The sequence below is a fragment of the Actinomadura madurae genome (assembly GCF_047130825.1).
GTDB lineage: Bacteria > Actinomycetota > Actinomycetes > Streptosporangiales > Streptosporangiaceae > Spirillospora > Spirillospora madurae.
Window position 1 is genome coordinate 7,612,306 of the sequence record NZ_CP083237.1, and the last position, 24,231, is coordinate 7,636,536.

General features: G+C 71.8%; 28 protein-coding genes, 1 pseudogene and 1 riboswitch. Of the genes and pseudogenes, 17 read left to right on the forward strand and 12 right to left on the reverse strand.

All coding sequences use genetic code 11. The features are described 5' to 3' along the window. Positions 1 to 54: 54 nt before the first annotated feature. Complete coding sequence (locus K8Z49_RS35155; protein ID WP_244938759.1) at positions 55 to 1,020, reverse strand: nucleoside hydrolase; 966 nt, start codon at positions 1,018 to 1,020, stop codon at positions 55 to 57. A gap of 100 nt (positions 1,021 to 1,120) precedes the next feature. Between K8Z49_RS35155 and dhaK the strand changes: the two genes are divergently transcribed. Genes dhaK through dhaM form a run of 3 tightly spaced genes read left to right on the forward strand, consistent with a single transcriptional unit; the run spans position 1,121 to position 3,124 of the window. Beyond that, the gene (gene dhaK, locus K8Z49_RS35160; RefSeq protein WP_021593967.1) at positions 1,121 to 2,116 is read left to right on the forward strand and encodes a dihydroxyacetone kinase subunit DhaK; all 996 of its coding nucleotides are present in this window, start codon (positions 1,121 to 1,123) and stop codon (positions 2,114 to 2,116) included. Next, on the forward strand, positions 2,113 to 2,736 hold the full coding sequence (gene dhaL, locus K8Z49_RS35165; RefSeq protein WP_200871704.1) for a dihydroxyacetone kinase subunit DhaL: 624 nt from the start codon (positions 2,113 to 2,115) through the stop codon (positions 2,734 to 2,736). Before dhaK ends, dhaL begins: the two co-directional genes overlap by 4 nt. Position 2,737: 1 nt before the next feature. Continuing rightward, positions 2,738 to 3,124, forward strand: coding sequence for a dihydroxyacetone kinase phosphoryl donor subunit DhaM (dhaM, locus tag K8Z49_RS35170; protein WP_021593965.1), 387 nt, complete (start codon positions 2,738 to 2,740; stop codon positions 3,122 to 3,124). Between the two features lie 50 nt (positions 3,125 to 3,174). On the opposite strand, the gene K8Z49_RS35175 is transcribed toward dhaM, so the two are convergent. Beyond that, on the reverse strand, positions 3,175 to 4,626 hold the full coding sequence (locus tag K8Z49_RS35175; RefSeq protein WP_021593964.1) for a hypothetical protein: 1,452 nt from the start codon (positions 4,624 to 4,626) through the stop codon (positions 3,175 to 3,177). A gap of 291 nt (positions 4,627 to 4,917) precedes the next feature. Here K8Z49_RS35175 and pcrA point away from each other — a divergent pair, with 291 nt between their 5' ends. Beyond that, a complete protein-coding gene (gene pcrA, locus K8Z49_RS35180) occupies positions 4,918 to 7,197 on the forward strand; it encodes a DNA helicase PcrA (RefSeq protein WP_412516192.1) in 2,280 nt (759 codons plus the stop codon). 565 nt (positions 7,198 to 7,762) lie between these two features. On the opposite strand, the gene K8Z49_RS35185 is transcribed toward pcrA, so the two are convergent. Both K8Z49_RS35185 and K8Z49_RS35190 read right to left on the reverse strand, forming a co-directional pair. After that, positions 7,763 to 8,152 carry a hypothetical protein gene (locus K8Z49_RS35185; RefSeq protein ID WP_021593961.1) on the reverse strand — a complete coding sequence of 130 codons (390 nt, stop codon included), beginning with the start codon at positions 8,150 to 8,152 and terminating at the stop codon, positions 7,763 to 7,765. Further along, on the reverse strand, positions 8,149 to 8,388 hold the full coding sequence (locus K8Z49_RS35190) for a ribbon-helix-helix domain-containing protein (RefSeq protein ID WP_021593960.1): 240 nt from the start codon (positions 8,386 to 8,388) through the stop codon (positions 8,149 to 8,151). The genes K8Z49_RS35185 and K8Z49_RS35190 overlap by 4 nt, the downstream gene beginning before the upstream one ends. Before the next feature lie 134 nt (positions 8,389 to 8,522). Between K8Z49_RS35190 and K8Z49_RS35195 the strand changes: the two genes are divergently transcribed. Continuing rightward, positions 8,523 to 9,371 carry an SMP-30/gluconolactonase/LRE family protein gene (locus K8Z49_RS35195; RefSeq protein ID WP_412516193.1) on the forward strand — a complete coding sequence of 283 codons (849 nt, stop codon included), beginning with the start codon at positions 8,523 to 8,525 and terminating at the stop codon, positions 9,369 to 9,371. Here the strand turns inward: K8Z49_RS35195 and K8Z49_RS35200 are convergent, their stop codons facing one another. From K8Z49_RS35200 to K8Z49_RS35210, 3 genes are read right to left on the reverse strand one after another with little or no spacing between them, the layout of a single operon-like run. Then, on the reverse strand, positions 9,372 to 10,049 hold the full coding sequence (locus K8Z49_RS35200; protein ID WP_021593958.1) for a winged helix-turn-helix transcriptional regulator: 678 nt from the start codon (positions 10,047 to 10,049) through the stop codon (positions 9,372 to 9,374). It lies immediately after the preceding gene. A gap of 4 nt (positions 10,050 to 10,053) precedes the next feature. After that, a complete protein-coding gene (locus K8Z49_RS35205) occupies positions 10,054 to 10,743 on the reverse strand; it encodes an alpha/beta fold hydrolase (RefSeq protein WP_021593957.1) in 690 nt (229 codons plus the stop codon). Next, complete coding sequence (locus K8Z49_RS35210; protein ID WP_412516194.1) at positions 10,740 to 11,666, reverse strand: LLM class flavin-dependent oxidoreductase; 927 nt, start codon at positions 11,664 to 11,666, stop codon at positions 10,740 to 10,742. Before K8Z49_RS35210 ends, K8Z49_RS35205 begins: the two co-directional genes overlap by 4 nt. A 94-nt stretch (positions 11,667 to 11,760) precedes the next feature. Here K8Z49_RS35210 and K8Z49_RS35215 point away from each other — a divergent pair, with 94 nt between their 5' ends. Then, positions 11,761 to 12,189, forward strand: coding sequence for an organic hydroperoxide resistance protein (locus tag K8Z49_RS35215; RefSeq protein WP_021593955.1), 429 nt, complete (start codon positions 11,761 to 11,763; stop codon positions 12,187 to 12,189). A 52-nt stretch (positions 12,190 to 12,241) separates the two neighbouring features. Here the strand turns inward: K8Z49_RS35215 and K8Z49_RS35220 are convergent, their stop codons facing one another. Next, complete coding sequence (locus tag K8Z49_RS35220; protein WP_412516195.1) at positions 12,242 to 12,406, reverse strand: hypothetical protein; 165 nt, start codon at positions 12,404 to 12,406, stop codon at positions 12,242 to 12,244. Positions 12,407 to 12,694: 288 nt separating this feature from the next. On the opposite strand from K8Z49_RS35220, the gene K8Z49_RS35225 reads away from it, so the two are divergent. Further along, positions 12,695 to 13,012 carry a hypothetical protein gene (locus K8Z49_RS35225; RefSeq protein WP_021593953.1) on the forward strand — a complete coding sequence of 106 codons (318 nt, stop codon included), beginning with the start codon at positions 12,695 to 12,697 and terminating at the stop codon, positions 13,010 to 13,012. Positions 13,013 to 13,064: 52 nt separating this feature from the next. On the opposite strand, the gene K8Z49_RS35230 is transcribed toward K8Z49_RS35225, so the two are convergent. Further along, the gene (locus K8Z49_RS35230) at positions 13,065 to 13,481 is read right to left on the reverse strand and encodes a cold-shock protein (RefSeq protein ID WP_412516196.1); all 417 of its coding nucleotides are present in this window, start codon (positions 13,479 to 13,481) and stop codon (positions 13,065 to 13,067) included. 365 nt (positions 13,482 to 13,846) lie between these two features. On the opposite strand from K8Z49_RS35230, the gene K8Z49_RS35235 reads away from it, so the two are divergent. Next, a complete protein-coding gene (locus tag K8Z49_RS35235; RefSeq protein ID WP_075023857.1) occupies positions 13,847 to 14,248 on the forward strand; it encodes a DUF6069 family protein in 402 nt (133 codons plus the stop codon). Between the two features lie 65 nt (positions 14,249 to 14,313). Continuing rightward, a pseudogene (locus tag K8Z49_RS35240) lies at positions 14,314 to 14,740 on the forward strand (VOC family protein). A gap of 49 nt (positions 14,741 to 14,789) precedes the next feature. On the opposite strand, the gene K8Z49_RS35245 reads toward K8Z49_RS35240, so the two are convergent. Further along, positions 14,790 to 15,302 carry a DinB family protein gene (locus K8Z49_RS35245; protein WP_075023855.1) on the reverse strand — a complete coding sequence of 171 codons (513 nt, stop codon included), beginning with the start codon at positions 15,300 to 15,302 and terminating at the stop codon, positions 14,790 to 14,792. A gap of 97 nt (positions 15,303 to 15,399) precedes the next feature. Further along, a complete protein-coding gene (locus K8Z49_RS35250; RefSeq protein ID WP_412516197.1) occupies positions 15,400 to 16,656 on the reverse strand; it encodes a hypothetical protein in 1,257 nt (418 codons plus the stop codon). Positions 16,657 to 16,954: 298 nt separating this feature from the next. Here K8Z49_RS35250 and K8Z49_RS35255 point away from each other — a divergent pair, with 298 nt between their 5' ends. From K8Z49_RS35255 to bluB, 4 genes are all read left to right on the forward strand, one after another. Continuing rightward, positions 16,955 to 17,230, forward strand: a complete 276-nt coding sequence (locus K8Z49_RS35255) for a hypothetical protein (RefSeq protein ID WP_412516198.1) — start codon at positions 16,955 to 16,957, stop codon at positions 17,228 to 17,230. Then, positions 17,227 to 17,619 (forward strand): hypothetical protein, encoded by a 393-nt coding sequence (locus tag K8Z49_RS35260; protein WP_021593946.1) that lies wholly within the window; start codon positions 17,227 to 17,229, stop codon positions 17,617 to 17,619. Before K8Z49_RS35255 ends, K8Z49_RS35260 begins: the two co-directional genes overlap by 4 nt. A 66-nt stretch (positions 17,620 to 17,685) precedes the next feature. Continuing rightward, the gene (locus K8Z49_RS35265; RefSeq protein ID WP_412516199.1) at positions 17,686 to 18,975 is read left to right on the forward strand and encodes a hypothetical protein; all 1,290 of its coding nucleotides are present in this window, start codon (positions 17,686 to 17,688) and stop codon (positions 18,973 to 18,975) included. Between the two features lie 29 nt (positions 18,976 to 19,004). Then, positions 19,005 to 19,199: riboswitch (cobalamin riboswitch) on the forward strand. 34 nt (positions 19,200 to 19,233) lie between these two features. Beyond that, on the forward strand, positions 19,234 to 19,848 hold the full coding sequence (bluB, locus tag K8Z49_RS35270; protein ID WP_412516200.1) for a 5,6-dimethylbenzimidazole synthase: 615 nt from the start codon (positions 19,234 to 19,236) through the stop codon (positions 19,846 to 19,848). Here the strand turns inward: bluB and K8Z49_RS35275 are convergent. Beyond that, on the reverse strand, positions 19,757 to 20,914 hold the full coding sequence (locus K8Z49_RS35275; protein WP_412516201.1) for a glycosyltransferase 87 family protein: 1,158 nt from the start codon (positions 20,912 to 20,914) through the stop codon (positions 19,757 to 19,759). The two genes, bluB and K8Z49_RS35275, sit on opposite strands and share 92 nt — an antisense overlap. Positions 20,915 to 21,060: 146 nt before the next feature. Between K8Z49_RS35275 and K8Z49_RS35280 the strand changes: the two genes are divergently transcribed. The 4 genes from K8Z49_RS35280 to K8Z49_RS35295 are packed head-to-tail and all read left to right on the forward strand — an operon-like array spanning position 21,061 to position 24,183. Next, complete coding sequence (locus K8Z49_RS35280; protein WP_075023849.1) at positions 21,061 to 22,188, forward strand: sensor histidine kinase; 1,128 nt, start codon at positions 21,061 to 21,063, stop codon at positions 22,186 to 22,188. Then, on the forward strand, positions 22,185 to 22,856 hold the full coding sequence (locus K8Z49_RS35285; RefSeq protein WP_021593941.1) for a response regulator: 672 nt from the start codon (positions 22,185 to 22,187) through the stop codon (positions 22,854 to 22,856). The genes K8Z49_RS35280 and K8Z49_RS35285 overlap by 4 nt, the downstream gene beginning before the upstream one ends. Before the next feature lie 38 nt (positions 22,857 to 22,894). Further along, the gene (locus tag K8Z49_RS35290; RefSeq protein WP_075023847.1) at positions 22,895 to 23,278 is read left to right on the forward strand and encodes a BlaI/MecI/CopY family transcriptional regulator; all 384 of its coding nucleotides are present in this window, start codon (positions 22,895 to 22,897) and stop codon (positions 23,276 to 23,278) included. After that, a complete protein-coding gene (locus tag K8Z49_RS35295) occupies positions 23,275 to 24,183 on the forward strand; it encodes a M56 family metallopeptidase (RefSeq protein ID WP_021593939.1) in 909 nt (302 codons plus the stop codon). The genes K8Z49_RS35290 and K8Z49_RS35295 overlap by 4 nt, the downstream gene beginning before the upstream one ends. The last annotated feature ends 48 nt before the right edge of the window (positions 24,184 to 24,231 follow it).

Here is a 24,231-nt window from a genome sequence, read left to right on the forward strand (position 1 = left end):
TGGTCACGGTTTCAACGATAAGGTCGGCGAACGGTTTCCCGGCAATCCGGAAGATCAGAAGGACGTCAGCGCCGCCAGCAGCCTCTCCTTGAACGCCTCCACGTCGCTGCCGACCGCGACCTTGACCGGGCGGCGGGTGTCCTCGGCGGGCAGCGAGCGCGCGTCCCACACCGTCGTGCCGCGCGTCAGCTCGCCCCGCAGCTCCACCCGGACGGGACGGTGCGCGTACTCGCCGAGGTCCGGGTCGACGACCAGCATCGCGGCGAGCGCGTCGTGGATGACCGCGCCGCGCCGCCTCAAGGTCGGCGTGTAGGCGTCGGCGTAGAACTCCAGGATGCTCGCGGCGAAGCGGGTGACCGGGGTGCCGTGGGCGGCCAGCCGGTCCAGCCAGTCGTCGTGGACGGCGGTCGGGTGCGTCGCGTCCAGCGGCACCAGCACGACCGGCCAGTCCGCCGCGAACACCAGGTCGGCGGCCTCCGGGTCGTGCCAGATGTTCGCCTCGGCGTGCGTGGTGATGTTGCCCGGGTGGTCGAACGCGCCGCCCATGACCACCACCTCGCGGATCAGCGACGGAAGCGCGTCGTCCAGCAGCAGCGCCGCGCCGAGGTTGGTCAGCGGGCCGGTCGCCAGCAGCGTCAGCTCGCCGGGCGCCTCGCGCGCCATCCGGACGATCTGCGCCGCGGCCTGCTCGGCGACCGGACGTCCGGCGGGCTCGGCCAGGTGGGTGTCGCCGAGGCCGTCCGTGCCGTGCCAGTCCAGCGCGTAGTGGACGTCCTGCGCCATCGGCCGGGCGGCGCCGACCGCCACCGGCACGCCCTGCTCGCCCGCCTTGACGCCCGCGGCCTCCAGGACGCGCAGCGTGTTCAGCGCGCCGGTCATCGGGTCGATGTTGCCGTGGACCGTCCCGACCCCGGCCAGCTCCGCCTCGCCCGCCCGGACCAGGGAGGCCAGGTACAGCAGGGTCATCGCGTCGTCGATGCCGGTGTCGCAGTCGTAGAGGATTCGTGGTGCTCTGCTCACGTGTGCAACCTATGCCGCGCGGGGCGCCCCGGCATCCCGATAAACGCAAGATCGACGATTGGGCCTGGGATGCGGCGTCCCACCGGGGTAGAGCAGAGACATGCGCAAACTCATCAACGCTCCGGCGGACGTGGTCTCCGACGCGCTGCGCGGCCTGGCCGCCGCGCATCCCGAGCTGACGGTCGATCCGGGGAACGGCACCGTCGTGCGGGGGGACGCGCCGCGCACGGGCAAGGTCGCTCTGGTGTCGGGCGGCGGCTCCGGCCACGAGCCGCTGCACGCCGGGTTCGTCGGGCACGGGATGCTGGACGCCGCGTGCTGCGGCGAGGTGTTCACCTCGCCGGTGCCCGACCAGATCATCGCGGCGACGATGGCGGTGAGCGGCGGCGCCGGGGTGCTGCACCTGGTGAAGAACTACACCGGCGACGTCATGAACTTCCAGATGGCCGCCGAGCTGGCCGAGGACGAGGACATCGAGGTCACCTCCGTCATCGTCGACGACGACGTCGCGGTCGAGGACAGCACGTTCACCGCCGGGCGGCGCGGCACCGGCGCCACCCTGTTCGCCGAGAAGATCGCCGGTGCGCTCGCCGAGGAGGGCGCCGCGCTCGCGGACGTCGCGGCGGTCGCGCGGGAGGTGAACGAGCGGAGCCGGTCGTTCGGCGTCGCGCTGTCCTCGTGCACCGTCCCGGCCGCCGGGTCGCCCACGTTCGAGCTGGGCGAGGACGAGATGGAGCTCGGCATCGGCATCCACGGCGAGCCCGGCCGCGAGCGCGTCGAGGTCGGCACGGCCACGGAGATCGTGGACGCGTCGCTGAGCGCGATCGACGCCGACATGCCGCTGTCCGGGTCCGAGGTGCTCGTGCTGGTGAACGGGATGGGCGGCACCCCGCTGATCGAGCAGTACGTCGCCTACGCCGCCGCCGCGGAGTGGCTGGAGGGGCACGGCGCGACGGTCGTCCGCCGCCTGGTCGGGCCCTACGTCACCAGCCTGGAGATGGCCGGCTGCATGATCAGCGTGTGCCGGGTGACGCCGGAGCTGACCCGCCTGTGGGACGCCCCGGTCGAGACGCCCGGGCTCCGGTGGGGCCGGTGAACGCCGAGGACCTCGCCTCCTGGATACGGCACGCGGCCGAGCTGGTGGCCGCCGACGCCGGCCGGCTGACCCGGCTGGACGCGGCCATCGGCGACGGCGACCACGGCCACAACCTGGACCGCGGCTTCCGCGCCGCCGTCGAGGCGCTGCCGGACGACACCACGCCGGCCAAGGTGCTGATCGCGGCCGGGCGCGCCATCGTGTCGAAGACCGGCGGCGCGTCCGGTCCGCTGTACGGGACGGCGCTGCGCCGCGCGGGCAAGGCGCTGGGCAACACCGAGGACGTGGACGCCGCCGCGCTGGGCGCCGCGCTGAAGGCCGCGCTGGAAGGCGTCCAAGATCTCGGCAAGGCCGTCGAGGGCGACAAGACCATGGTGGACGCGCTCGTGCCCGCCGTCGCGGCCTACGAGGCGGCGCTCAGCGGCGGCTCCGGCCTGGCGGCCTGCGTGCGCGCCGCCGCGGACGCCGCGGCCGAGGGTGCGGACGCCACGGTCCCCATGCGGGCGCGCAAGGGCCGCGCCAGCTATCTGGGCGCGCGCAGCGAAGGGCACCTCGACCCCGGAGCGTCGTCCACGGCCCTGCTGCTCCGCGCGCTGGCCGACGTGGCCGGGGAGGAGTGACGTGGTCGGGATCGTGATCATCTCCCACAGCCCGACGCTCGCGGAGGGCGCCGCCGAGGTGGCGCGGGCGATGGGCATCGGCAAGGCCGTCGTGGAACCCGCCGGCGGCGACACCGAGGGGCGGCTCGGCACCAGCATCGACCTCGTCGAGCACGCCGTCGCCGCAGCGGACGGCGGCGACGGCGTCGTGCTGATCGCCGACATCGGCAGTTCCGTGCTGACCGGCGAGATGCTCATCGAGGACGCCGAGCGCGACGACGTCCTGTTCGCGGACGCCCCGATGGTCGAGGGGGCGGTCGCCGCCGCGTCCATGGCCGCGACGGGCGCGGACCTCGCCGCCGTGCACGCCGCCGCCGAGTCCGCCCGCGACCACCGCAAGACCGGCTGAGCGGCGGCCGTGGCGGGCCGCAGGGGCCGGCCCGCCACGGCGGTTCGGTGCTACTTGCCGAACACCCGGCGCAGCTCGTCCAGCTCCTCCCGGAGGATGTCCTCGTCCGCCAGGGAGCCGCGCCTGGCCAGCTTCTCCGCCGCGACGACCTGGTACTCCGGCATCTGCAGGGTGCCGCAGCAGCGCGACCGGTCCTGGCCTGCCCGCAGGCTCGCCGAGTGCTCGTCGTGCGGCTCGACCTCCGTGACGTCCTGCCCGTCCCCGGTGTAGCCGGCCTCGGCCATCGGCACCCGCCCGCTCATCAGGTCGCGCAGCGGCGTCACCGCCGTCGTGATCTCCCGGACGGCGAACCGGTTGCGGATGAACGTCCGGTAGATCGCCGGGTCGCCGCGGCTCGCCGAGATCTGCAGCATGTTGTTCGCGACGTCGACGTACCGGGCGCCGGTCCCGGGCGACGCGACGATCGCCTCGAACACCAGCCGGCACAGCGCGGACGCCGTCTCGATCAGCACGATCGCCGGGTCCTTGGTGCGCCGCTGCCGGCCCATCTCGAAGGTGTACAGGTCGGCGAGCACGTCGTAGACCGCGCCGGTGAACACCTGCGAGATGGCGTGCACCTCGTTGCCGACGTCGCCGAGCCTGAGGTCGTTGTCGGCGTCGCGGAGCCCGGACGGCCTGCCGAGCGCCCGGCCGAACTCCTCGGCCAGCTCCGGCAGGAACGACCGGTCGTGCAGGTTCGCCTTCGTGAGCGCGACGAGCGCCTCGGCCTGGTCCGGCTCCGCCAGTGCCAGGAAGATCGCCGTGATGTCGCCGAACGCCTCGTGCAGCCCGCCCGTCTGGGGCGGGTTGTCCGCCGACAGCCAGCCCGGCTTGAGGCCGTCCAGGATCGCGTGGCCCGTCTCGTGCGCGACGATGTCGAGCGACCGGCACGTGTGGACGACGTCCGCCGGCGGCCGCCCCTGCGGGGTGAAGGACAGGAACTTCAGCGCCTTCGCCGTCCGGCTGTAGAACGCGTTCGCGCCCTCGCCGGCGTGCGGGAACACGGTGAGGCGGTCGGTGTTGCCGCCGACGTTCCACGCGAACGGGATCGGGTTGCCGCCGTTGTGCCGCTCGTACATCGCCATCGTCCGCCGGACGACGGCGAACGTGTGCGCGCAGTCGAACTCCGGGCTGCCGGCGGCGAACACGAAGTCGCCGCTGACGTTGCGCGCGACCGGGGTGACGCCCGGCAGCTCCGTCCGGACGCGGGCGTCCGCCGGGCCGATCAGCACCACGGTCGGGATGAAGGCCGGCCGGAAGCCGAGCTCGGTGACCGACGGGTCCTGCTTGTAGACGAGGAACCGGTGCCCGCTCCGCGCCGGCACCGGGACCGGCACCGGCCGCGGGACGGGCGGGGCCGCCGCCCCCTGCGCCACCCGCGCCGTCGCGCCCGGCCACTGCGCGGGGACCTCGGCCGTCTCGCCGTCCCGCCGCCCCTGGAGGTCATGCTGGTGGATCGTCATCGATGCCACTTCCCCTTACGGTGCGCGAGTCCCTGATGACTCCGCGCTCCTGCGGAGGGGCATGCCGGGACGCGACACGGGGTTTCGCGTCCTGGTCACGGACCGGCCGGGCCGGTCCGGCGGGGTGTGCCCGCTCCGTACTCGACAAGTTGCGCCGGTCAGGAGATCGAGTCAACCGGACGCCGCGAAAAGGTCCCCCGTCTGTCCACATGCTGCCGCGCGGGCCGGCGGGCGGCCCCGGGTCGGCGGACGAGCCGAAAACGTCTCCGCCGAGCCGTAGACTCGCACGTGATGTCGAAGACCGAAGCTCACCCCTTGCTCGATGGCCTCAACCCGCAGCAGCGCGCCGCCGTCGTGCACTCCGGCGGCCCCCTGCTGATCGTCGCGGGCGCCGGCTCGGGCAAGACCCGGGTGCTCACCCACCGCATCGCCCACCTGCTCGGCGAGCGGGACGTGCACCCCGGCCAGATCCTCGCGATCACCTTCACCAACAAGGCCGCGGCCGAGATGAAGGAGCGCGTCGACGCGCTCGTCGGGCCGCGGTCGCGGGCGATGTGGGTGATGACGTTCCACTCCGCGTGCGTCCGGATCCTGCGCCGGGAGGCCAAGCGCCTCGGCTTCCCCACGAGCTTCTCGATCTACGACCAGGCCGACGCCAACCGGCTGATGGCGCTCGTCTGCCGCGAGCTCGACCTCGACCCCAAGCGGTACCCGCCGAAGTCGTTCAGCGCCCAGGTGTCGAACCTGAAGAACGAGCTGATCGACTACGAGACGTTCAAGAACCGCGCGTCCACGCACATGGAGCAGACGCTCGGCGAGGCGTACGAGATGTACCAGGCGCGGCTCCAGCAGGCCGGCGCCATGGACTTCGACGACCTGATCATGATGACGGTCAACCTGCTGCAGGTGTTCCCGGAGGCCGCCGAGCACTACCGGCGGCGCTTCCGGCACGTCCTGGTCGACGAGTACCAGGACACCAACCACGCGCAGTACGAACTCGTCCGGGAGCTGACCGCCCCGATCTCGGGCGGCCCGGCCGACGGCGGCGAAGGGCTGGGCGCGGCCGAGCTGTGCGTGGTCGGCGACGCCGACCAGTCGATCTACGCGTTCCGCGGCGCCACGATCCGCAACATCCTGGAGTTCGAGCGCGACTACCCGGACGCGACGACGATCCTGCTGGAGCAGAACTACCGCTCCACGCAGACGATCCTGTCCGCGGCCAACGCGGTCATCGAGCGCAACGCCGACCGCAAGCCGAAGAAGCTCTGGTCCGACCAGGGCGAGGGCCACAAGATCACCGGCTATGTGGCCGACAACGAGCACGACGAGGCCGCGTTCGTCGCCCGGGAGGTCGACCGGCTCACCGACGAGGGCGACGCGCGCCCCGCCGACGTCGCCGTCTTCTACCGCACCAACGCGCAGTCCCGTGTCTTCGAGGAAGTGTTCATCCGGGTCGGGCTGCCGTACAAGGTCGTCGGCGGCGTCCGGTTCTACGAGCGCAAGGAGATCCGTGACGCGCTGGCCTACCTGCGCTGCCTCGCCAACCCCGAGGACACCGTCTCCCTGCGCCGCATCCTGAACGTCCCGAAACGCGGCATCGGCGACCGGGCCGAGGCGTGCGTCGAGGCGTACGCGTCCCGGGAGCGGATCTCCTTCTGGCAGGCGCTGCGCGCGCCCGAGGACGTCCCGGGCATGGCGACCCGCTCGATCAACGCCGTCCGCGACTTCGTCACCCTGCTGGACGAGCTGCGCGCCGCCGCCGAGACGCTCACCCCCGCCGACCTGGTCGCCGAGATCCTCAAGGCCAGCGGCTACCTCGCCGAGCTCCAGGCCTCCAAGGACCCGCAGGACGAGACCCGCGTCGAGAACCTCCAGGAGCTGGAGGCCGTCGCCCGCGAGTTCGAGGAGCGCCTCGACGGCGAGTCCGCCGAGGGCCGCCTGCCCGAGTTCCTGGAGCAGGTCGCCCTGGTCGCCGACGCCGACTCCATCCCGGGCGGCGCGAAGGGCGGGCCCGTCCCGCCGGGCGAGCAGCCGGAGGAGACCGAGCACGGCGTCGTCACCCTGATGACCCTGCACACCGCGAAGGGCCTGGAGTTCCCGGTGGTCTTCCTCACCGGCATGGAGGACGGGGTGTTCCCGCACCTGCGCGCCATGAGCAACCCCAAGGAGCTCGAAGAGGAGCGCCGGCTCGCCTACGTCGGCATCACCCGCGCCCGGCAGCGCCTCTACCTGTCGCGGGCCACGATGCGCAGCTCGTGGGGCGCGCCGCAGGTCAACCCGCCGTCCCGCTTCCTCGGCGAGATCCCGAAGACGCTGGTCGACTGGGAGCGCGAGGCGTCCTCGACGTCCGGCTCGGCGATGGCGCAGATGGCGTCCCGCCCGGGGACGCGCTCCCCGGGGAACCGTCCCGTCCCGTCGCTGTCCCCGGGCGACAAGGTCACGCACGACGCCTTCGGCCTCGGCACCGTCGTGTCCGTCTACGACCGGGGAGAGAAGGCCAGCGTCGACTTCGGCGGCGACTACGGCGTCCGGACGCTGGTCCTCCGCTTCGCCACCATCGAGAAGCTCTGACGATGCCTTACCGGCAGGTGCGCGGCACCTGCCGGGGGCCGGTCGCGCGGGTGTAGCGGGCCGCCATGGCGCGCAGGTGGTCCGCGAGGTCCGGGTTCGCGGTCAGCGTCTCCGCGTCGGCGGACGGCCCCGGGCCGGGCAGCGCGACCGTCGCCGCGGTGAGCGCGCCGATGCGGTGGCGCAGCCGCGACGGCAGAGAGGGCTCGCCGAATACCGGGCCACCGGATTCGACTGGCGGGCACAGGAAGCGGCACTGAACGAGTTCCCGCGACGGGATCGGCTATCTGGCATTGCAGTCGACTCGTCCGCAGACGCTGGCGTATTCCTTGAACGACTCGCCGGTCGGCCAGCTGGCTTGGATCGTGGAGAAGTTCCACGAGTGGACGGACCCGGCGATCGCATCACCCGATGCGGCGGTCGACCGGGATCAGCTTCTCACCAACGTGGGCATCTTCTGGTTCACGGGCTCCGGCGCCTCCTCCGCCCACGCCGTGTACGACGGCATGAAGGCTCGGAGTACGACCGAGGCGGTCATTTCGCGGCCATGGAGGTGCCGTCCGAGGGGCTAGGGGATCTGCTCCACGCGGACGCCGGGGACGGACTTGTAGACGTCCGGCTCGGCGGTGATCAGCGGCCAGCGGCGCCAGCGGGCGGACCAGGCGGCCTGGGCGGCGTCCATGCCGAGGTTCGGGATCGTGGTGACGAGCAGGCCGGTCTGCTGGGCGATCACGTCGTCGAGGTCGTCGACGTGGACGACCTGCATGCCGGGCAGCCGTTCGAGGACGGCGCGGCCGTGGTCGGGGACGAGTTGCCACGCGCGCGCGAGCGCGGTCGCGGGGATGACGATCGTGGCGTGCTGGGCGATGGACGCGCGGAGCCGGGCGCGGACGTAGATGGTCTTGCCGGTCGCGAGGTCCAGGAGGGCGGTCGAGTCGAAGACGTGACCGGTGATCACGCGACGTCCCGGCGGGACGGCGCGCCGTCCTCGACGAGACGGTCGACCATGGCCTGCTCGTCCGGGCTGGGCGGGCCGAAGAGGTCGTCGATGGTGGAGGCGTCGCGCAGATAGGCCAGCTTGAGGCGCGCCCCGTCCGCGAGGAACCCGGATACCGAGGGGATCTTCTTCTCCTCGGCGAGCCCCTGCAACGTGGCGGCAAGCTCGTCGGGGAGCGTGATGTTGACTCTCGCCATGGGGCACAGAATACACACTCGGATGCCCTCCAGTGTGTACTCGGATGGGTGGAATTCTCAGTCCGGCCCGTGTCGATCCGGGCGGTGGCCGTTCGTGTAGAGGGTGGGACACCGTCGGCGGAGAAGGGACGGGGATGACGATGGAGGTCGTACGGACGCTGCTGACCGGCCGGGGGCTGGTCGAGTCGCCGCGCTGGCACGGGGACCGGCTGTACTTCTCCGACTGGTCGGCGGGCGAGGTCGTCGCGGCTCGCCTGGACGGGTCGAGCGAGGTCGTCGCGCGGGTGGAATCGCTGCCGCTCTGCACCGCCTGGCTGCCGGACGGTCGCATGGTGATCGTCTCGTCCGCCGACGGGCTGCTGCTGCGCCTGGAGCCGGGCGGGCGCCTCGTCACCCACGCCGATCTCGGCCGGAGGGGGTGGAACGACGTCGTCGCCGACGACCGCGGCAACGTCTACGTCAACGCCATCGGCTTCGACCCGACGGCCGGGGAGGAGTTCGCGCCCGGACACGTGTTCCTGGTGCCGGCGGACGGCCCGGTGCGCCAGGTGGCCGACGACATCGCGTTCCCCAACGGGATGGCGGTGACGCCCGGCGGCACGACACTGATCGTCGCCGACTCGTACCGCGGCCGCCTGGTCGCGTTCGACATCGGCGCGGACGGAGGGCTGTCCGGCCGCCGCGTCTGGGCGGAGCTGGGCGAGGGCGTCCCGGACGGCATCTGCGTCGACGCGGAGAACGCGGTCTGGTACGCCGACGTCCCCAACCGGCGATGCGTGCGCGTCGCCGAGGGTGGCGAGGTGCTGCGGACCGTCGCCCTCGACCAGGGCGGATTCGCCTGCGTGCTCGGCGGCCCCGGCGGGACGACCCTGTTCGTCACCGCCGCCGAGTGGCGCGGCATGACCGAGGCGGAGCCGGTGGTGCCCGGCAGCGGCCGGGTCCTCACCGTCCAGGTCGACGTGCCGGGCGCCGGGCTGGGGTGATCACCCGGCGGGCTTGCGGGAGCCCGGGGGCGGCAGGCTGAACAGCCCCGCGAGCCGCCGCAGGGCCTCGGTGTCGCCGGACGCCGACGCCGAGCCGTCCCGGATCGCCTCGGCGAACGAGCCGCCGGCGCCCGTCAGGCCGACGAGCGCCTCCTCGCCGATCGTGATCGTCGCGTCCGGGTGCTGGGCGGGGCCGTGCAGCGCCTCGATCGTCCCGTCGTCGATCCGGGCGTGGAAGACCTCGTCGTCGACGCGGAACTCGTACACGGCGCGGAGCCCGGCGGCGGCCCCGGGATCGAAGGAGGCGCGCAGGCCGAGCACCGTCCAGCCCGGGTGGAACGTCTCGGTCTCGCGGCGCTCGCCCATCGCCCACTTCAGGCCCCATCTGGCCAGCGCCATGACGGCCGGGCCGAGGTCCTCGCCGGCCTCGGTGAGCGCGTACGCGGGGGTGCGGGCGGGCGGCGGCAGCGTGATCTTGCGCACCAGGCCCTCGCGCTCCAGGTGCTTCAGCCGGGCGGCCAGCAGCCCGGTGCCGAGGCCGCGCAGGCTCGCCCCGAGGTCGCCGAACCGCTTCGGCCCGGTCAGCAGCTCGCGGACCAGCAGCAGCGTCCAGCGCTCGCCGACGATGTCGAGGGTGCGCGCGGTCGCGCAGTACTGGTTGTACGTTCGCTGTTCCACTTCATCACTCTAGACTTCGCGCTTCCCGTTCCTGAACCTCCAGGAGGAGGCGGGCGAGCGGCTCCGGGTCGGTCAGCATCACGTCGTGGGGGCCGTCGAGGGCGATCGGCCGGTATCCGACGTCCTTGCCGAACCGGTCGAAGGGGTAGGTCAGCGGCCTGCAATAGACGGCCGTCCCGGGGATCCGGTCGACGGCGCCACTGAGGCGGGTGCGCTCGGTGAACGTCCGGAGGGGCTGGGGGAGGAGGCGCGCGGCCAGCCGGTCGGCCACGCCGGGGTCCGTGATGCCGAACGCGGCCGGGGGCGGGGCGGGGATCCGGCGCCCGTCGCCGAGCGTCTCGGCCGCCGTCCGGGCCAACTGGACGAACGGGTCCGGGGCCAGGTCGAACATGCCGGCGCCGTCGGGCCCCGCCCACCCGTCCACCATGACGACGTGGCCGACCCTGCCGGGGCGCGCGTCGGCGGCCTCCCGCACGACCAGGCCCGCGTAACTGTGCCCGACCAGCACGACCTCGTCGCGGACGGTGTCGAGCGCGGCGACGACGGCCGCGGCGTGGTCGTGGAGGCCGTGGTCGTCACCAACGCCGAGGGTGGGGGTGAGCGTGCGCGCCCCGGCGGCGTGCAGCAGCGGGACGACCCGCTCCCAGGCCCAGGGACCGTGCCACGCACCATGAACGAGAACGAACGTGGTCATCGGTGCGCCTTCTCGCGCAGCAGGGGAAGGACCTCGTCGCCGAACCGCTCCAGGTCCGCGTCGTGGTCCTCGGTCGCCAGCCGGATCACCACGTGGCGGGCGCCGGCTTCGATGTAGCCGCTCAGCCAGTCGGCGGCCTGGCGGGCCGTCCCGGCGAACAGGGCCTGGACGGACGCGACGAACTCCAGCGGCGCGTCGTAGTAGCGCTCGATGCTCGTCCGCAGCCGGTGGCGGGCCTTCTCCGGGTCGTCGTCCAGGCAGAGCGTCGCGTACAGGGCCGGGGTCGCGCGCCCGATCAGCTCGCGTTCCTTCGCGTACGTGGCCGCCTCGGGCGGGTAGGGGAGCCACCCGTCGGCGAGACGCGCCACGCGCGGCAGTGCCGTCCCGCTCCCCGCCAGCCAGATCGGCGGCCCTCCGGGACGCGTCGGCGGCGGCACGATCCGCACGTCCGAGAACGCGAAGTGCCGCCCCTGGTAGGAGACCGCGTCCCCGGTCCAGAGCCGCCGCATCGCCTCGATCGACTCCTCCATCCGGCCGACACGGCGGCCGAACCCGACCCCGACCGCCGCGAACTGGGCCTCGGTGGCGGGCATCGGGAACCCGGCCCCCATGCCGGCGATCACCCGCCCGCCCGACAGGCGGTCGAGCGTGGCGAGCTGGTGGGCCAGCAGGATCGGATGGCGCAGCGCCGGCAGCAGCACCGCCGTCCCGAGCGCGACCCGCTCGGTGGCCTGCGCCACGGCCGCCAGCAGCATCAGCGGGTCGGCGCGCGGCCTGGTCACGGGGCTGTCGCCCGCCCAGACCGAGTCCAGCCCCAGCTCCTCGGCCCGCCGCGCCTGGGCGACGAGCCGCCCGGGGTCGTGCTCGCCCAGCAGGTCCTGCTCCCGCGTCGGCAGCAGGTAGCCGATCTCCAGCCTCGCCATCGTCGCCTCCGGGTGATCGTGGTTCCACGACCATAACCGTTGACTTCTTCTTTTTGAAGTGCAAGATTCAGACATCAACAGGATGGAGAGTCACATGACCGCACCGCTCTACACGGCCGAGGCGCAGGTGACCGGAGGCAGGAACGGCCGCGGCCGGACGTCCGACGGGCGCCTCGACCTCGACCTGCGCCTGCCGAAGGAGCTCGGAGGGGACGGCGAGGGCGCCAACCCCGAGCAGCTCTTCGCGGTCGGCTACGCGGCCTGCTTCGGCACGGTCCTCGCGATGGTCGGCCAGCGCGAGAACCTCAAGGCCGACGACGCGCGGATCGACGCGTCCGTCTCCCTCATCCCGGCCGGCGGCGGCCGTTTCAAGCTGGGCGCGCACCTGCGGATCTCGCTCCCGTCGGTCACCGACGAGCAGGCCGTCGACCTGGTCAAGGCCGCACACCAGGCGTGCCCCTACTCCAACGCCACCCGTGGCAACATCGACGTGGCCCTCCAGGTGAACGGCACCGACCTGTAACCCCCGCCGCCGAGGTCGGTCGGACCGCTCCGCGCCCCGACCGACCTCGCGTCTAGTCGTACGGCAGGTAGTCGCTGGAGCCAGTGCCGGGCGCTTCCCAAGGGGAATCGGCGTTGGCCGGGCCGGCCGCGAAGACCATGCCGATCGCCAACGCGCTGACGGCCAGGGCAGACGTGATGAGCCGCATTGTCACCTCGATGTCGACGAACCTTCGCACGGAGACAAGCACATGAGTACTTCAGATTTGTGTCATCCCGTCTTCTCCGGCAGGGCCGCGATCGTCCATGAGCCGGCACGGTGCTGATGGAGTAGGCCCGCTATTGGACTGAGGTCGGCCGCCCCCTGGATCTGAAATGACTCGCTAATCTCGGGTTCATGTCGACGGTGAGGCACGTGGCGCGGGCGGCCTGGATCGGCCATCACGGTTATTCGAGGCCAGCAGACTGGAAGAGACCGGAGTGGTCAGCGCCCTGAAACGTGGCCTTGCGGTTTCGTCGGCGCGAACGTGAACGTCGCGCTCAATCTCTACCAGGCGTGGGAGATCGACCCGAAACTCCTCGCCCGCGTCGCGAGCGCGAGCAGCTTCATCAGCCGCAGTTCAGCCGCGGCCGGCGCCCTCTGCGCCGGCTACATCGTTGCGCGCCTGGGTCCGGAACGGGCCGCGGACGTTGTCTTCGGCCTGATGGCCGTCCTCGTCGCCGTCGTCGTCGTGATCATCTACGCCAACCGGTTGACCAGCCGGGACACGGCCCCCGGCGTCCTCGTCCACGCCCCGCCTCCCGAGCAATCGGAACAGCCGCTGGAGCCCGTGTCGGCCCACTGAGCCGCTACGGCGGGAGGCGACCGCCTCCTTTCGCAAGAGTTTCAGCAGTCTTCTAGTCGCCGGTGAGTGTCACGCTCAGGTAGCCCAGGGCGAAGGCGGAAGGTAGGAACAGGGCGCCCCATTCGATGCTCATGAATATTGAGACGAAGAAGGCCACGAAGGACGCGATGCAGAGCGCCATTAGTGCGTGCCCGAGTGCTCGTCGCCAGCCGGGGACCGGTGTCGGGGTCGGCCTTGGGGGCGGGGCGGGCGGCGGTGGGGCCGACGTTCCCAGCGGAGTGACCGTGACGGCGTGAAGTCCGTGCACGTCGCGTCTGACGTCGAACGACACGCGCTCCCCGGCCTCCAGGGTCTTGTACCCGTTGCGCTGGATATCGAGGTACTGGACACGCAGCTCGGGGCCACCGTCCTGCTGAATGACGCCGAATCCCCGCTCATCGTTGAACCACCGAACGCTGCCCTCGGCCATGAACGGAAGCCTCCTTCGCAGCGGCGTTCCTGCCCGAGCGTAACCGCATGATCGCAGCGACCGCCATGGGATTGCCGGCGCGGCCGGACCGCCTGCGGGCTGCTAGATGACCTCGTCCGTCAAGCGCCAAGCCTGCACCGTGACAAACGCGGCGGCGGCCACAACGACAAGTGATCAAAGCAAAGCAGGGAGTCGATGCCGCTGCTACCCGGCGCCCGCCGCGTTCTGCACCTGTCACCGGGGACTCGGTCGGTGTGAGCACCTCTCCAGATTCCTTTCCGCGGTGGTGTCGAAAGGTGTCGGGTCCGTTCGTAGCCAAGGTGAGAGACCGGCAACGGCCGGTCGCCGCACACCGGAGGTTCACGATGTCCGTCACCACCACCGTCCCCGCTCCCGCGAAGCCGCTGATCATCGGCGGCCTGACCGCCGCGGCCGTCGCCTCCGCGGTGACCGCGACCGTCGCCGCGGCGGGTGAGCTCGCCGGGATCAGCCTCGACATCGGCGGGAAGCCGATCCCGGTGCCCATGTTCGCCGTGCTGACCGCCTTCTTCTCCGCGGTGGGCCTGGCGCTCGCGCTGGTGCTGGCTCACGTGGCCCGCCGTCCGCGCACGGCGTTCGTCCGCACCACGATCGCGCTCACCGCGTTGTCGCTCGTGCCGGACGTGCTCGCGGACGCGTCCGCGGCGACGAGGATGCTGCTGATGCTGACGCACGTGGTCGCCGCCGCGATCGTGATCCCGGCCGTGGCCCGCCGCCTTTCCGCCTGATCCCATCGACCGCCATGGAATTGTCGGCGGGCCTCCGTACGCTCGGGCGTATGGCGCTCAAGCGGATGGACAACGTGCTCATCGTCGTGGACGACCTCGATGCCGTCATCGCGTTCTTCACGGAACTCGGCATGGAGCTTGAGGGAAAGGGGCCGCTCGAAGGTCACTGGGCGGAACGGGTCATCGGGCTCGACGACGTGAAGCAGGACATCGCCATGCTCCGGACCCCGGACGGTGGCGGCCGCATCGAGCTGGCGCGTTTCCACCAGCCCCGCGGCGATAAGGCCGGAGCCGGAGAACCCGCCGGCGAACACGCTGGGCATTCGCCGCGTCATGTTCGCCGTCGACGACATCGAGGACACGGTCGCCCGCCTGAAGACCCACGGCGCCGAACTCGTCGGCGAGATCGTCCGGTACGAGGACGTCTATCTGCTCTGCTACGTCCGCGGCCCCGAGAACATCGTCGTCGGGCTGGCCCAGGAACTCGGCTGATGCCCGCCCCACGGCCGGCTCCGTGAGGGGGAGCCGGCCGCGCGGTGGCTCAGCCCATGCTCTTGGCGCCGTCCAGGGACTCGCGGATGATGTCCGCGTGCCCGGCGTGCTGCGCCGTCTCGGTGATGATGTGCAGGATCACCCGGCGCGTCGACCAGTGCGTCTCGGTGTTCCACGGCGCCTTGGGCAGGGGCTGGACGGCGTCCAGGTCGGGCACCGTGGTGACGAGCTCGTCGGTCCTTCGGGCCACCTCGTCGTAGGCGTCCAGCACACCGGCCAGCGTGTCGCCGGGCAGCATCCGGAACTCCTCGGCCCGGCGGGCGAAGTCCTCCTCGGTCATCGCGGTGAAGTCGGGCATGGCGGACGGGCCCTCCACGATGAACTCCGCCCAGCCCCGCTCGACGCCGGTGACGTGCTTGATGAGGCCGCCCAGGCACAGCTCGCTGGCCGTGGTCCGCAGCCCGGCCTGCTCGTCGCCGAGGTCACGCGTGGTGAACCGCAGGAAGTGCCGGTACTTGGCCAGCATCGCGAGCAGATCGGCCCGCTCCCCGGTGAGCTCCATATGTTCCGCCTTCGTGGTCGTCGTTCCATCGGTCAACGACCACGCTAGACACCATTACGGTCAGCTCCTGTCCGCATCTTCGCCTGCGCGGCGAACGTCAGTGCGCGGCGGTGGCGAGCATGGCGTAGGCGTCCCGGACGGCCGGTCTCCGGGCTTCCTTGGGTGAGGCCAGGTTCAATGAGGTGAAGGCCGTTCGGCGGACCATTGCGTCGCCGCGATGAGCAGGGGTTAGGCCCTCTATGACGTGCGTGACGTGCTGCGCCCCGGCGTCGGTGTCTCCCGTGCGGATGAGAACGCCCGCTCGGTGTAGCTCGACCTGAGCGCGCCCCAGGAACCGCTCGGACGGGTAGAGCCCGATCGCCGTGTCCTGGGCCTCTTGGGCGCGCTCCAAGTCCCCCGCGTGCATATGAACATAGCTGGTGACGTGGTGGTGCCGTTGCTCGGACCAGCCCCACGCTGAGGTCTTGTCATCTGAGACCTGGGCGGGTATGCGCTCGAAAAGACGCCTTTGATCGATCATGGCGCGCTCTGCCTCTTCGTGGCGGCCGAGCTGGGCGTACGCCTGGGCCTTGGCCGAATACGCGCTGGCCGTCCCGAAACAGGGCTTGTCCGGGCTGACCTCAAGGGCTGCCTCCGCGCTCCGAATGGCGGATGCTCCGGAAGCTTCGGCAGAGCCCCTATAGAGCGTCAGCACTGCTTCCAAGCCGCGTACGTTGCACGCCGTTTCTTTGTTGCCCGACCGGTCTGCCGCTTGGTCCGCCGTGCGCCACCAGCGCCGGGCGCTTCGCGGATCGCCGGCAGAGGTCAGTTCGAAGGCCGTGAGTGCGGCGAGGAGTGCCGCCGTGTTGACGAGCCGGCGCCAGACGAGGCCGTGTGCCCGGGTGATGTGCAGGTCGAGTTCGGCGAGGTCGGCGAGCAGGTCCGGGAGCAGCACGGCGGGCGGCAGTTGATTGACCTCGTGTGCGTAGTCGAAGGCCGTTCGCTCCCATGCGTCGGCGTCGCGGGTGGTGGCTTCGGTGGTGAGCGTGCCGGTCAGGATGGCGCGGAGACGTTCGGCGTCGCGACCGAGCTGGGTGACCGGGGCCGCTGCTGCGGTGGTGGCGAGGATGCCGAGAAGGGCGCGGCGCTTCACTTCGTCGTCCTCGAAGTCGTGGTGGGGGTCATAGGTAGAGGATGCCTCTTTTCCCGGGCCGATTGAGAAGAGGTCTGAAGGGTCTAATTTGAACGCTTTCGCGTAGGCGTGGGCCCAGTCGCGGGGGTAGTTCTGTCCCTTTTCCCAGTTGTAGATCTGACGTGCGAGGTTGGCCGGGTTTCCCTGCTTCAGGCCGTCCGCTCTCAGGAGTTGCCTGGCCATCTCGTGTTTACTCCAGCCTCGCACTTCACGCTCGGCGCGGAGGCGGGCTGCCCACATTGGGGGATTCTGGGCAGTCATCGGCATGTGCCCCCTTTTGTGGACCCGGAGACTTTCGAGTCTCCGGGTGTCTCCGGGTCTGTCTCCGCATTCTCATCTTTTCTCGCTCCCTGTGACGCCGATTTACTCAGAGTCGCGGGGCGAGTTGATGCTTGTCCTGCCTCCGAAGACGAAGGCGGCCCCGACCCGGTGCGCGAACACCGTGTGGGTCGGGGCCTGACCAGGAAGAGGTGTCCTGGCTGTGGACGATGGTAGAACCCCCGAGCTGCGTCTCGCGGCGCTTGCCGCGCATCTGTCCGCGCGCAGGCTCGACGTCGGGCTGGACTCCCGCGGGCTGCGGGTGAGGAAGGCGCAGGCCAAGGGCCATGTCGGGGACACGATCTCCTGCCGCGTCCGGCCGGAGGACGGCGGGCGGCTCTGGTACTTCACGTCCGGAGGCGAGCCGATCGCGCCCGCCGACCGGGTCACGGACGCCGCCGTGTTCGTCCTCGGCCACCTGGCCGGTGAGGGCCGGTGACCCCCTGGGCGATGGCCGAGATCGACCCCGAGCGGATCGCGGCCGGGCTGGCGCGCAGGTTCCCCGGCTGCTGCGTCTGGCTGGGCGAGTACACGGGGAGCTGGTGGGCGATGACCGGGGACCGCCTGGTCGAGGCGCCCGACCCGGCCACGCTCGAACGCCTGCTGGACGGGCTGAGCCGCCGCGCTCACGCCCGCCGGTACGCGTCCTTTCAGAACCGCACGGCCGGACGGGGCACGCCCCCACCTCCCCGGGCGTCCCGTCCGGCCGTGCCCACCGGGCCCCCGACCCGGCGTCCGGCCGTGCGGGCGAGGCGGATCGAGCGGCGGCCCCGGGGCGGCCTGCTGCGGCGGCTGTTCGGCTCGTTCGTGGTCGTCGAGGGGTGGTGATCCACGGCGAATCCTGTGATCGTTGAGCACTGTCAGTGGTGCCCCCGACACGGACGAGGCTGGACGATGGCGACTCCCCGAATGCGGATCGACCCGGTGACCCGGGAGCGGCTCGGCCCGCGCGCCCTGGCCGAGCTGGACGTGAACCTCCGGCCGGTCGACTGCCAGACGTGCGGGCGGTCCCTCGGGCGCTGGGGAAAGCCCGCGCTGGAGGTCCGGGCGGAGGACGGGTTCGCGGCGGCGGCGCTGCACCACCAGCGGTGCCGCCCGCCCGCGTGGGTCGATGGCGGGCTCCAGACCATGGAACTCCAGGCCGCCGGGCGGCCGCACGTCACGTGGCGGGCGGGCTGCTTCCGGCTGCCGCCTGGCGAAATGCCCCTCTTCCTGGTCAACCCCACCTACGAGTACGCCCTCCTGCGCGAGGACGGCGGGTGGCGGGTCGCGAACCTGGAGCCGTTCGCGCGGCTCGGGTTCGGGCTGGAGTTCCCGTCGAGGCCGCTCCCTCCGCTTCCGGCCCTGTCGGCGTCGATCGACGGGGACCGCGTGAGCGTCGACGTCCGGCACGACGGCGCGGTCATGCACGCGTGGCGCGACGTCCCCGTCGAACACGACATCGCCAGGGTGACGCACAACTGGGGCAGCCTCATGGTCGGGGTCACCACGCTCGTGGACGTCAGCAGGCCGTTCCGGATCGAGGGGCTGATGGATCTGATGGTGGTCGGCGGGGTTGCGCTCGCGCAGGCGCCGCTCGTCTCCGTCTCGTACGCACCGGACGCCCAGAAGCTCAAGCCGCGCGAGCACTCCGACCAGCAGGTCGAGGCGTTCAGCCTGGCAGCCGAGGCGATGCGGAGGGTCTTCGACCTGGAGGTCGACGACAGGCAGGTCGCCGCCGGGTTCGCGCTGTCGGACGGCAAGACCATGCTGATCCGGCGCTTGGCGGGCCGGGACAGGAACGCCGTCCTGTACATGCTGAGCGTCTACTACGCGCTCTGGTCGCGGGACGGGGACGACGAGCCGGAGAGGGCGTGCGGTGTGCACCTCATCGCTCCCGACGCCGCGAGCGCCGACGAACTCGCGGGGTTCTTCTCGGCCGCCGCGGAGACGGGCGTGCTCGGATCGGTCGGCAGGTTGGGCGCCTCCCCGCTTTCCGACGAGGGCTCGGCCGCCTACCTGTCCGACGCCGTCATCGGGACGGCGGAGGAGTTCGCCGCCGCCTTCAACGCCTATCGCGACGCGGGCGGCGAGTGGTCCCTCCACGCGAGCCGCGGATACATCGCCATCGCGATCGACGCGTCCGAGGCGGGCATCACCCGGGCGGACTTCGTCCGGCACTACCCCAAGGTGGTCGCCTTCTGAGGAGCGGTCGCCCCCGGTAGGGTGCCAGGTGGCATGAACTGACGCGGGGTGCCCCATCTGGGGAGAATCGGGAAGCCGGTGCGAATCCGGCACGGGCCCGCCGCGGTGACCGGGGAGCAGCCGCCCACGCGCGTACGCGCGGCCACTGGCCGGAAGGCCGGGAAGGCGGGCGGTCGAGCGTCGATCCGGGAGTCCGAAGACCGGCCTCGCTCCACACGGCCGCCGTCCGCGGCGGCCCGTCGCAGCGGGAGCCTGCCCATGAACGTCTATGACGCCATCCACCGCCGCCGCGACGTGCGCGCCGAGTTCACCGGTGCGCCCGTTCCGGAGGACGTCCTCGGCCGGATCCTGGCCGCCGCGCACGCGGCGCCGAGCGTGGGACTGTCCCAGCCGTGGGACTTCGTCCTCGTCGGCGATCCCGGCATCAGGGCCGCGTTCCACGAGCACGTCCAGGCCGAGCGCGCCGCCTTCGCCGCGACGCTGACCGGGGACGCCGCCGAGCGGTTCGCCCGCATCAAGATCGACGGGGTGCTGGAGGCCGGCCTGTCGATCGTGGTCACCTACGACCCGGTACGCGGCGGCCCGGCGGTCCTCGGGAGGCACGCGATCGCCGACGCGGGGCTGTACTCGGTCTGCCTGGCCATCCAGAACCTCTGGCTCGCCGCCACCGCCGAAGGGCTGGGCGTCGGCTGGGTGTCCTTCTACCGGGAGCCGTACCTTCGCCGCCTGCTCGGCGTTCCCGCTGGGATCCGTCCGGTCGCGTGGCTGTGCGTCGGCCCGGTCACCCATCTCGAACCCACCCCGGATCTCGAACGGCACGGCTGGCGTCAGCGGCGTCCTCTGGCAGCCGCCGTTCACCATGACCGCTGGTGACCCGAAGCCGGACGGCCATGTGGGCCAGGAAGAACACGCCGGCCAGCAGGTAGCAGTTGGCGACCGGGGTCAGGAAATGGAGGCCGTATTGGCGCGGGTCGCCGTTGTGGGGCGTCCACCAGAGCGGTGACAACATGAAGAGGATGTAGCCGCAGACGGCGGCCCTTCGGTCATTGTCGCGGAGGAGTACGGCCAGCACGGGGACGACCCAGACCCAGTGATGAGCCCACGAGATGGGGGAGACCAGAAGGCCGGTCACACCGGTCACCGCCGTGGCGCTCAGCCAGTCGCCCCGCCTGGCCCACGCGGCTGCGAGCAGGAGCCCGAAAGCGCCGATCGTCAGCGGGATGGCCGTGTACCAGTCTCCGACCTCGGCCGTTCCTCTCAATATGCGGGTCAGTGCCCCATAGGGAGATTGGTTGCTGATGTACGGGACGCCCACGCGGGACGTGTCGTAGAAGGTGTGCAGCCAGTAGAGGCGGGACGCGTCCGGTGCGATGGCGTAGGCGAGCAGCGTGCAGACGGCGAAGGTCGCGGCGGCCGTGACGGCGTCCTTCGTGCGTCGCGTCAGCAGGAGAAGGACGACGAAGACGGCCGGTGTCAGCTTGATCGCGGTCGCGATGCCGATGCCGATCCCGGCGGGACGGCCGAGAGCGACGCGATGCATGTCCGCGAGGACGAGAGCGAGCAGGAACAGATTCACCTGCCCCAGGAAGAACGAATGCCACACCGGTTCGAGCAGCAGGCCGGCGGCGACCGCGAGCGTGAGAGAGACTCGGCGGCCGGCCAGTTTCCCCGTCACCGTGCACGCCCATACGAACGCCGCCAGGGCGGCCAGTTGCCACAGCATTCGCGCGAAAGTAAGCGGCAGCGCGGCGAGGGGAGTGAACAATGCGGCCATGAAAGGCGTGTTGGTGAACCAATGGTCGGCGAGTTGCTCCCGGTACAGGCGCGTGCCGTCCGTCACGGCCTCCCCGCCCAGCCAGTAGATACGGAAATCCAGCGAGTCGTAGACGGCGGAGAAGACCACGATTCCCAGGATTTCGAGAGCCAGAACCAGAGACACCCAGCGCTTCATGCGAATAACGGTGTCGGCCGACCCCTTTCACAGGCATCGGGCCGCCGGACACATTCACGAGGGGCGCTTGTAGCCCGGAGGATTAAGCCTCCAGGCCAATGTGCCGGAGAAGGGCCGACGGTTACGATCGGCGCATGTCCGCCCTTCCGCTGAGCCGAGCGCGCCATGTCGCGTGGACGGCGCTGCTGTGGTCCGGGGCCGTCCTGTACCCGGTCGTCGTCTACGTGGCGCTGAGGAGCGGACGGCAGGGCTACGCGGGTCTGGAGATCCTCCTTCCCGTCCTGCTCACCGTCCTGGTCGCGGTACTGCTGACCCGGCACCCGCTGCCCGCCCACGCGATCCTGCTGCTCACCTGGACCGTCGGCCTCCTGGAGATGCAGATCGGGGCCATCGCGGGCCTGCAGATCCTGCTCACCGACCTGGCGGTCTGCTACATCGCGGCGACCCGCTCGCAGCGGGTGTCCCTCGGCGTGGCGGCCGTGACCCTCGCCGTGCAGGGGCTGTCCGTGGCCGCGTTCCTGTCGGCCGACGACGTCCTGCTGATGGCCGTCGTCCTCGCGATGGCCGTCACCTGGATGACGGGGAACTCGGTCCGCGTGCGGCGCGCCCACGCGAAGACCCTGCGCGAGCAGGCCACCGCGCAGGCGGTCGCGGCCGAGCGGCTGCGGATCGCGCGGGAGCTGCACGACATGGTCGCGCACAGCATCGGCATCATCGCGATCCAGGCGGGCGTGGGCGGACGGGTGATCGACACCCAGCCCGCCGAGGCCCGCAACGCGCTGAACGCCATCGAGGCCACCAGCCGCGACACCCTGTCCGGGCTGCGGCGGATGCTCACCGCGCTGCGCAGGGACGACCCCGGGGCGGCGCCGCTCGGTCCCGTTCCCGGCCTGGACGACCTCGCCCGGCTGGCCGAGGCCACGATGGACGCCGGCGTCACGGTCGACCTCCGGACCGAGGGCGAGCCGAGGCCGCTCCCGCCGGACGTCGACCTGTCGGCATACCGGATCGTCCAGGAGGCGGTGACGAACGTCGTCCGGCACGCGGGCACCGACCGCTGCCGGGTGACGATCGGCTACCGGGACGCGGAACTCGCGATCGAGGTCGAGGACGACGGGCACGGCGGCATGGTCGGCACCGGGTACGGCATCACCGGGATGCGCGAGCGGGCCGCCCTGCTGCGCGGCGAGTTCACCGCCGGGCCGCGTCCGGAGGGCGGCTTCCGGGTGGCGGCCCGCATCCCCGCGCCGGCGGCGGCATGACGATCCGCGTCGTGCTGGCCGACGACCAGCCGCTGATCCGGGCCGGGCTGCGCGTCCTGGTCGCCGACACCCCGGACATGGAGATCGTGGGCGAGGCCGGGACGGGCGCCGAGGCGGTCGCGCTCGCCGAGCGGGCCGCGCCGGACGTCGTCGTGATGGACATCCGCATGCCCGACATGGACGGCATCGAGGCCACCCGCCGGATCACCGGCGCCCACGTCCTGATGCTGACCACGTTCGACGACGACGAGTACGTCTACGGCTCGCTGCGCGCGGGCGCGAGCGGCTTCCTCGTCAAGGACATGGCGCTGGAGGAGATCCTCGCGGCGATCCGCGTCGTCGCGAACGGGGACGCGCTGATCGCGCCGAGCGTCACCCGGAGGCTGATCGCGGAGTTCGCCGCCCGCCCCGAGCCGAGATCGGAACCGGCCCCGGAGCCGAGGCGGGCCGACGGCGTCACCGACCGCGAGCGCGAGGTCCTGACGCTCGTCGGGCGCGGCATGACCAACGCGGAGATCGCCGAGGAGCTGTACATCAGCGTGGCGACCGCGAAGGCGCACGTCGCGCGGCTGCTGGCCAAGCTCGGCGCCCGCGACCGCGTCCAGCTCGTCATCGCCGCCTACGAGCTGGGCCTGGTCACGCCCCCTACGGGCGGTAGTACTACCTGACGTGGTCCCCTCCGGGACGGTCGGATAATCTGGAATGCGTGAAGGGTCTGGGAGAGCTTGAACGCACGGTCATGGAGGTCCTCTGGGCGCGGGAGGACGCCGGCCACGAGGCGGCGACCGCCCGTGACGTGAGCCGTGCGCTCGCCGGCGACCGCGACCTCGCGCACACCACCGTCATGACCGTCCTGGACCGGCTCGCCAAGAAGGGCTTCCTTGAACGGGAGCGCGACGGCCGCGCCTGGCGCTACCACCCGGTGGCCAGCCGGGAGATGTACGTCACCGAGCTGATGCTGGGCGCGCTCAACGAGACCGGCGACCGGGACGCCGCGCTCGCCCATTTCGTCCGGTCGGTCTCGCGAGACGAGATCGACGTCATTCGGGAGACCCTCGCGGGCCTCACGGGCAAGGAACCTCCGGCATGACCGGCACCGCCCTGCTCGCATTGATCTCACTGGGGACCGTCGGCGGGGCGCACCTGCTGTCCCGGGCCCGGTGGACGTGGCGGACACCGCGCATCGGGATCGCGCTCTGGCAGGCCCTCGGGCTGTGCTGGGGCGTCGCCACGATCGGCGCGCTGCTCGGCCTCGCCCTGCTCCCGTACGGCAAGGGCGTGCTCGGCGGGCTGCCCGGCCTCTACGACGACCAGGCCGCCCGGCTGAACGCCGTGCAGGTCGCGGCGCTGCTCAGCGCGATCAGCCTCGCCGGCGTGCTGCTGGTCATGCTGATGTTCGCGGTGGCCCGGGTCATGCGGGCCCGGCGGCGGCACCGGGCGCTGCTCGCGCTGGTGTCGCGGCGCGACTCGGCCGTCCCCGGCACCCTCGTCCTCGACCACCCCGGCGCCGCCGCGTACTGCGTGCCGGGGGTCCGCTCGTCCAAGGTCGTCGTCAGCGCCGGGACGCTGGAGCTGCTGGACGACGGCGAGCTGGCCGCGGTCCTCGCGCACGAGCGCGCCCACGCCCGCGAGCGGCACGACCTGGTCCTGCTGCCGTTCGCGTCGCTGCGCCAGGTGTTCCCGCAGTTCCGCTTGGTCGGGCGGTGCCTGGACGCGGTGGAGCTGCTGATCGAGATGGCCGCCGACGACCGGGCCCGGCACGGCCGCCCGCCGCGCGAGCTGGCGACGGCGCTGCTGCGGTTCGCCGCCGCCCGCCCGGCCAACGCCCCGTCCGGCACGCTCGGCGTCGCGTCCCGCAGCGACATCCCGGTGATGGCGCGGGTGAACCGGCTGCTGGAGCCGCAGCCGCTGTCCCGCCGGACCCGCCTCGCCGCCACCGTCGCCGTCCCGGTCATCGCAGGCCTCCCCCTCGTCCTCCTCGTCCTGCCCCACTGATAGTCAGCGTCCTATCTGGGGGGACGACCCCCAGACCGTCCGGCAAGG

Excerpts from the sequence above, each read along its gene's own strand:
- dhaK (WP_021593967.1), top strand. The coding sequence starts at position 1,121 with ATGCGCAAACTCATCAACGCTCCGGCGGACGTGGTCTCCGACGCGCTG.
- K8Z49_RS35175 (WP_021593964.1), bottom strand. The coding sequence starts at position 4,626 with ATGACGATCCACCAGCATGACCTCCAGGGGCGGCGGGACGGCGAGACG.
- pcrA (WP_412516192.1), top strand. The coding sequence starts at position 4,918 with ATGTCGAAGACCGAAGCTCACCCCTTGCTCGATGGCCTCAACCCGCAG.
- K8Z49_RS35190 (WP_021593960.1), bottom strand. The coding sequence starts at position 8,388 with ATGGCGAGAGTCAACATCACGCTCCCCGACGAGCTTGCCGCCACGTTG.
- K8Z49_RS35195 (WP_412516193.1), top strand. The coding sequence starts at position 8,523 with ATGACGATGGAGGTCGTACGGACGCTGCTGACCGGCCGGGGGCTGGTC.
- K8Z49_RS35205 (WP_021593957.1), bottom strand. The coding sequence starts at position 10,743 with ATGACCACGTTCGTTCTCGTTCATGGTGCGTGGCACGGTCCCTGGGCC.
- K8Z49_RS35210 (WP_412516194.1), bottom strand. The coding sequence starts at position 11,666 with ATGGCGAGGCTGGAGATCGGCTACCTGCTGCCGACGCGGGAGCAGGAC.
- K8Z49_RS35215 (WP_021593955.1), top strand. The coding sequence starts at position 11,761 with ATGACCGCACCGCTCTACACGGCCGAGGCGCAGGTGACCGGAGGCAGG.
- K8Z49_RS35230 (WP_412516196.1), bottom strand. The coding sequence starts at position 13,481 with ATGGCCGAGGGCAGCGTTCGGTGGTTCAACGATGAGCGGGGATTCGGC.
- K8Z49_RS35235 (WP_075023857.1), top strand. The coding sequence starts at position 13,847 with ATGTCCGTCACCACCACCGTCCCCGCTCCCGCGAAGCCGCTGATCATC.
- K8Z49_RS35245 (WP_075023855.1), bottom strand. The coding sequence starts at position 15,302 with ATGGAGCTCACCGGGGAGCGGGCCGATCTGCTCGCGATGCTGGCCAAG.
- K8Z49_RS35250 (WP_412516197.1), bottom strand. The coding sequence starts at position 16,656 with ATGGCCAGGCAACTCCTGAGAGCGGACGGCCTGAAGCAGGGAAACCCG.
- K8Z49_RS35265 (WP_412516199.1), top strand. The coding sequence starts at position 17,686 with ATGGCGACTCCCCGAATGCGGATCGACCCGGTGACCCGGGAGCGGCTC.
- bluB (WP_412516200.1), top strand. The coding sequence starts at position 19,234 with ATGAACGTCTATGACGCCATCCACCGCCGCCGCGACGTGCGCGCCGAG.
- K8Z49_RS35280 (WP_075023849.1), top strand. The coding sequence starts at position 21,061 with ATGTCCGCCCTTCCGCTGAGCCGAGCGCGCCATGTCGCGTGGACGGCG.
- K8Z49_RS35285 (WP_021593941.1), top strand. The coding sequence starts at position 22,185 with ATGACGATCCGCGTCGTGCTGGCCGACGACCAGCCGCTGATCCGGGCC.
- K8Z49_RS35295 (WP_021593939.1), top strand. The coding sequence starts at position 23,275 with ATGACCGGCACCGCCCTGCTCGCATTGATCTCACTGGGGACCGTCGGC.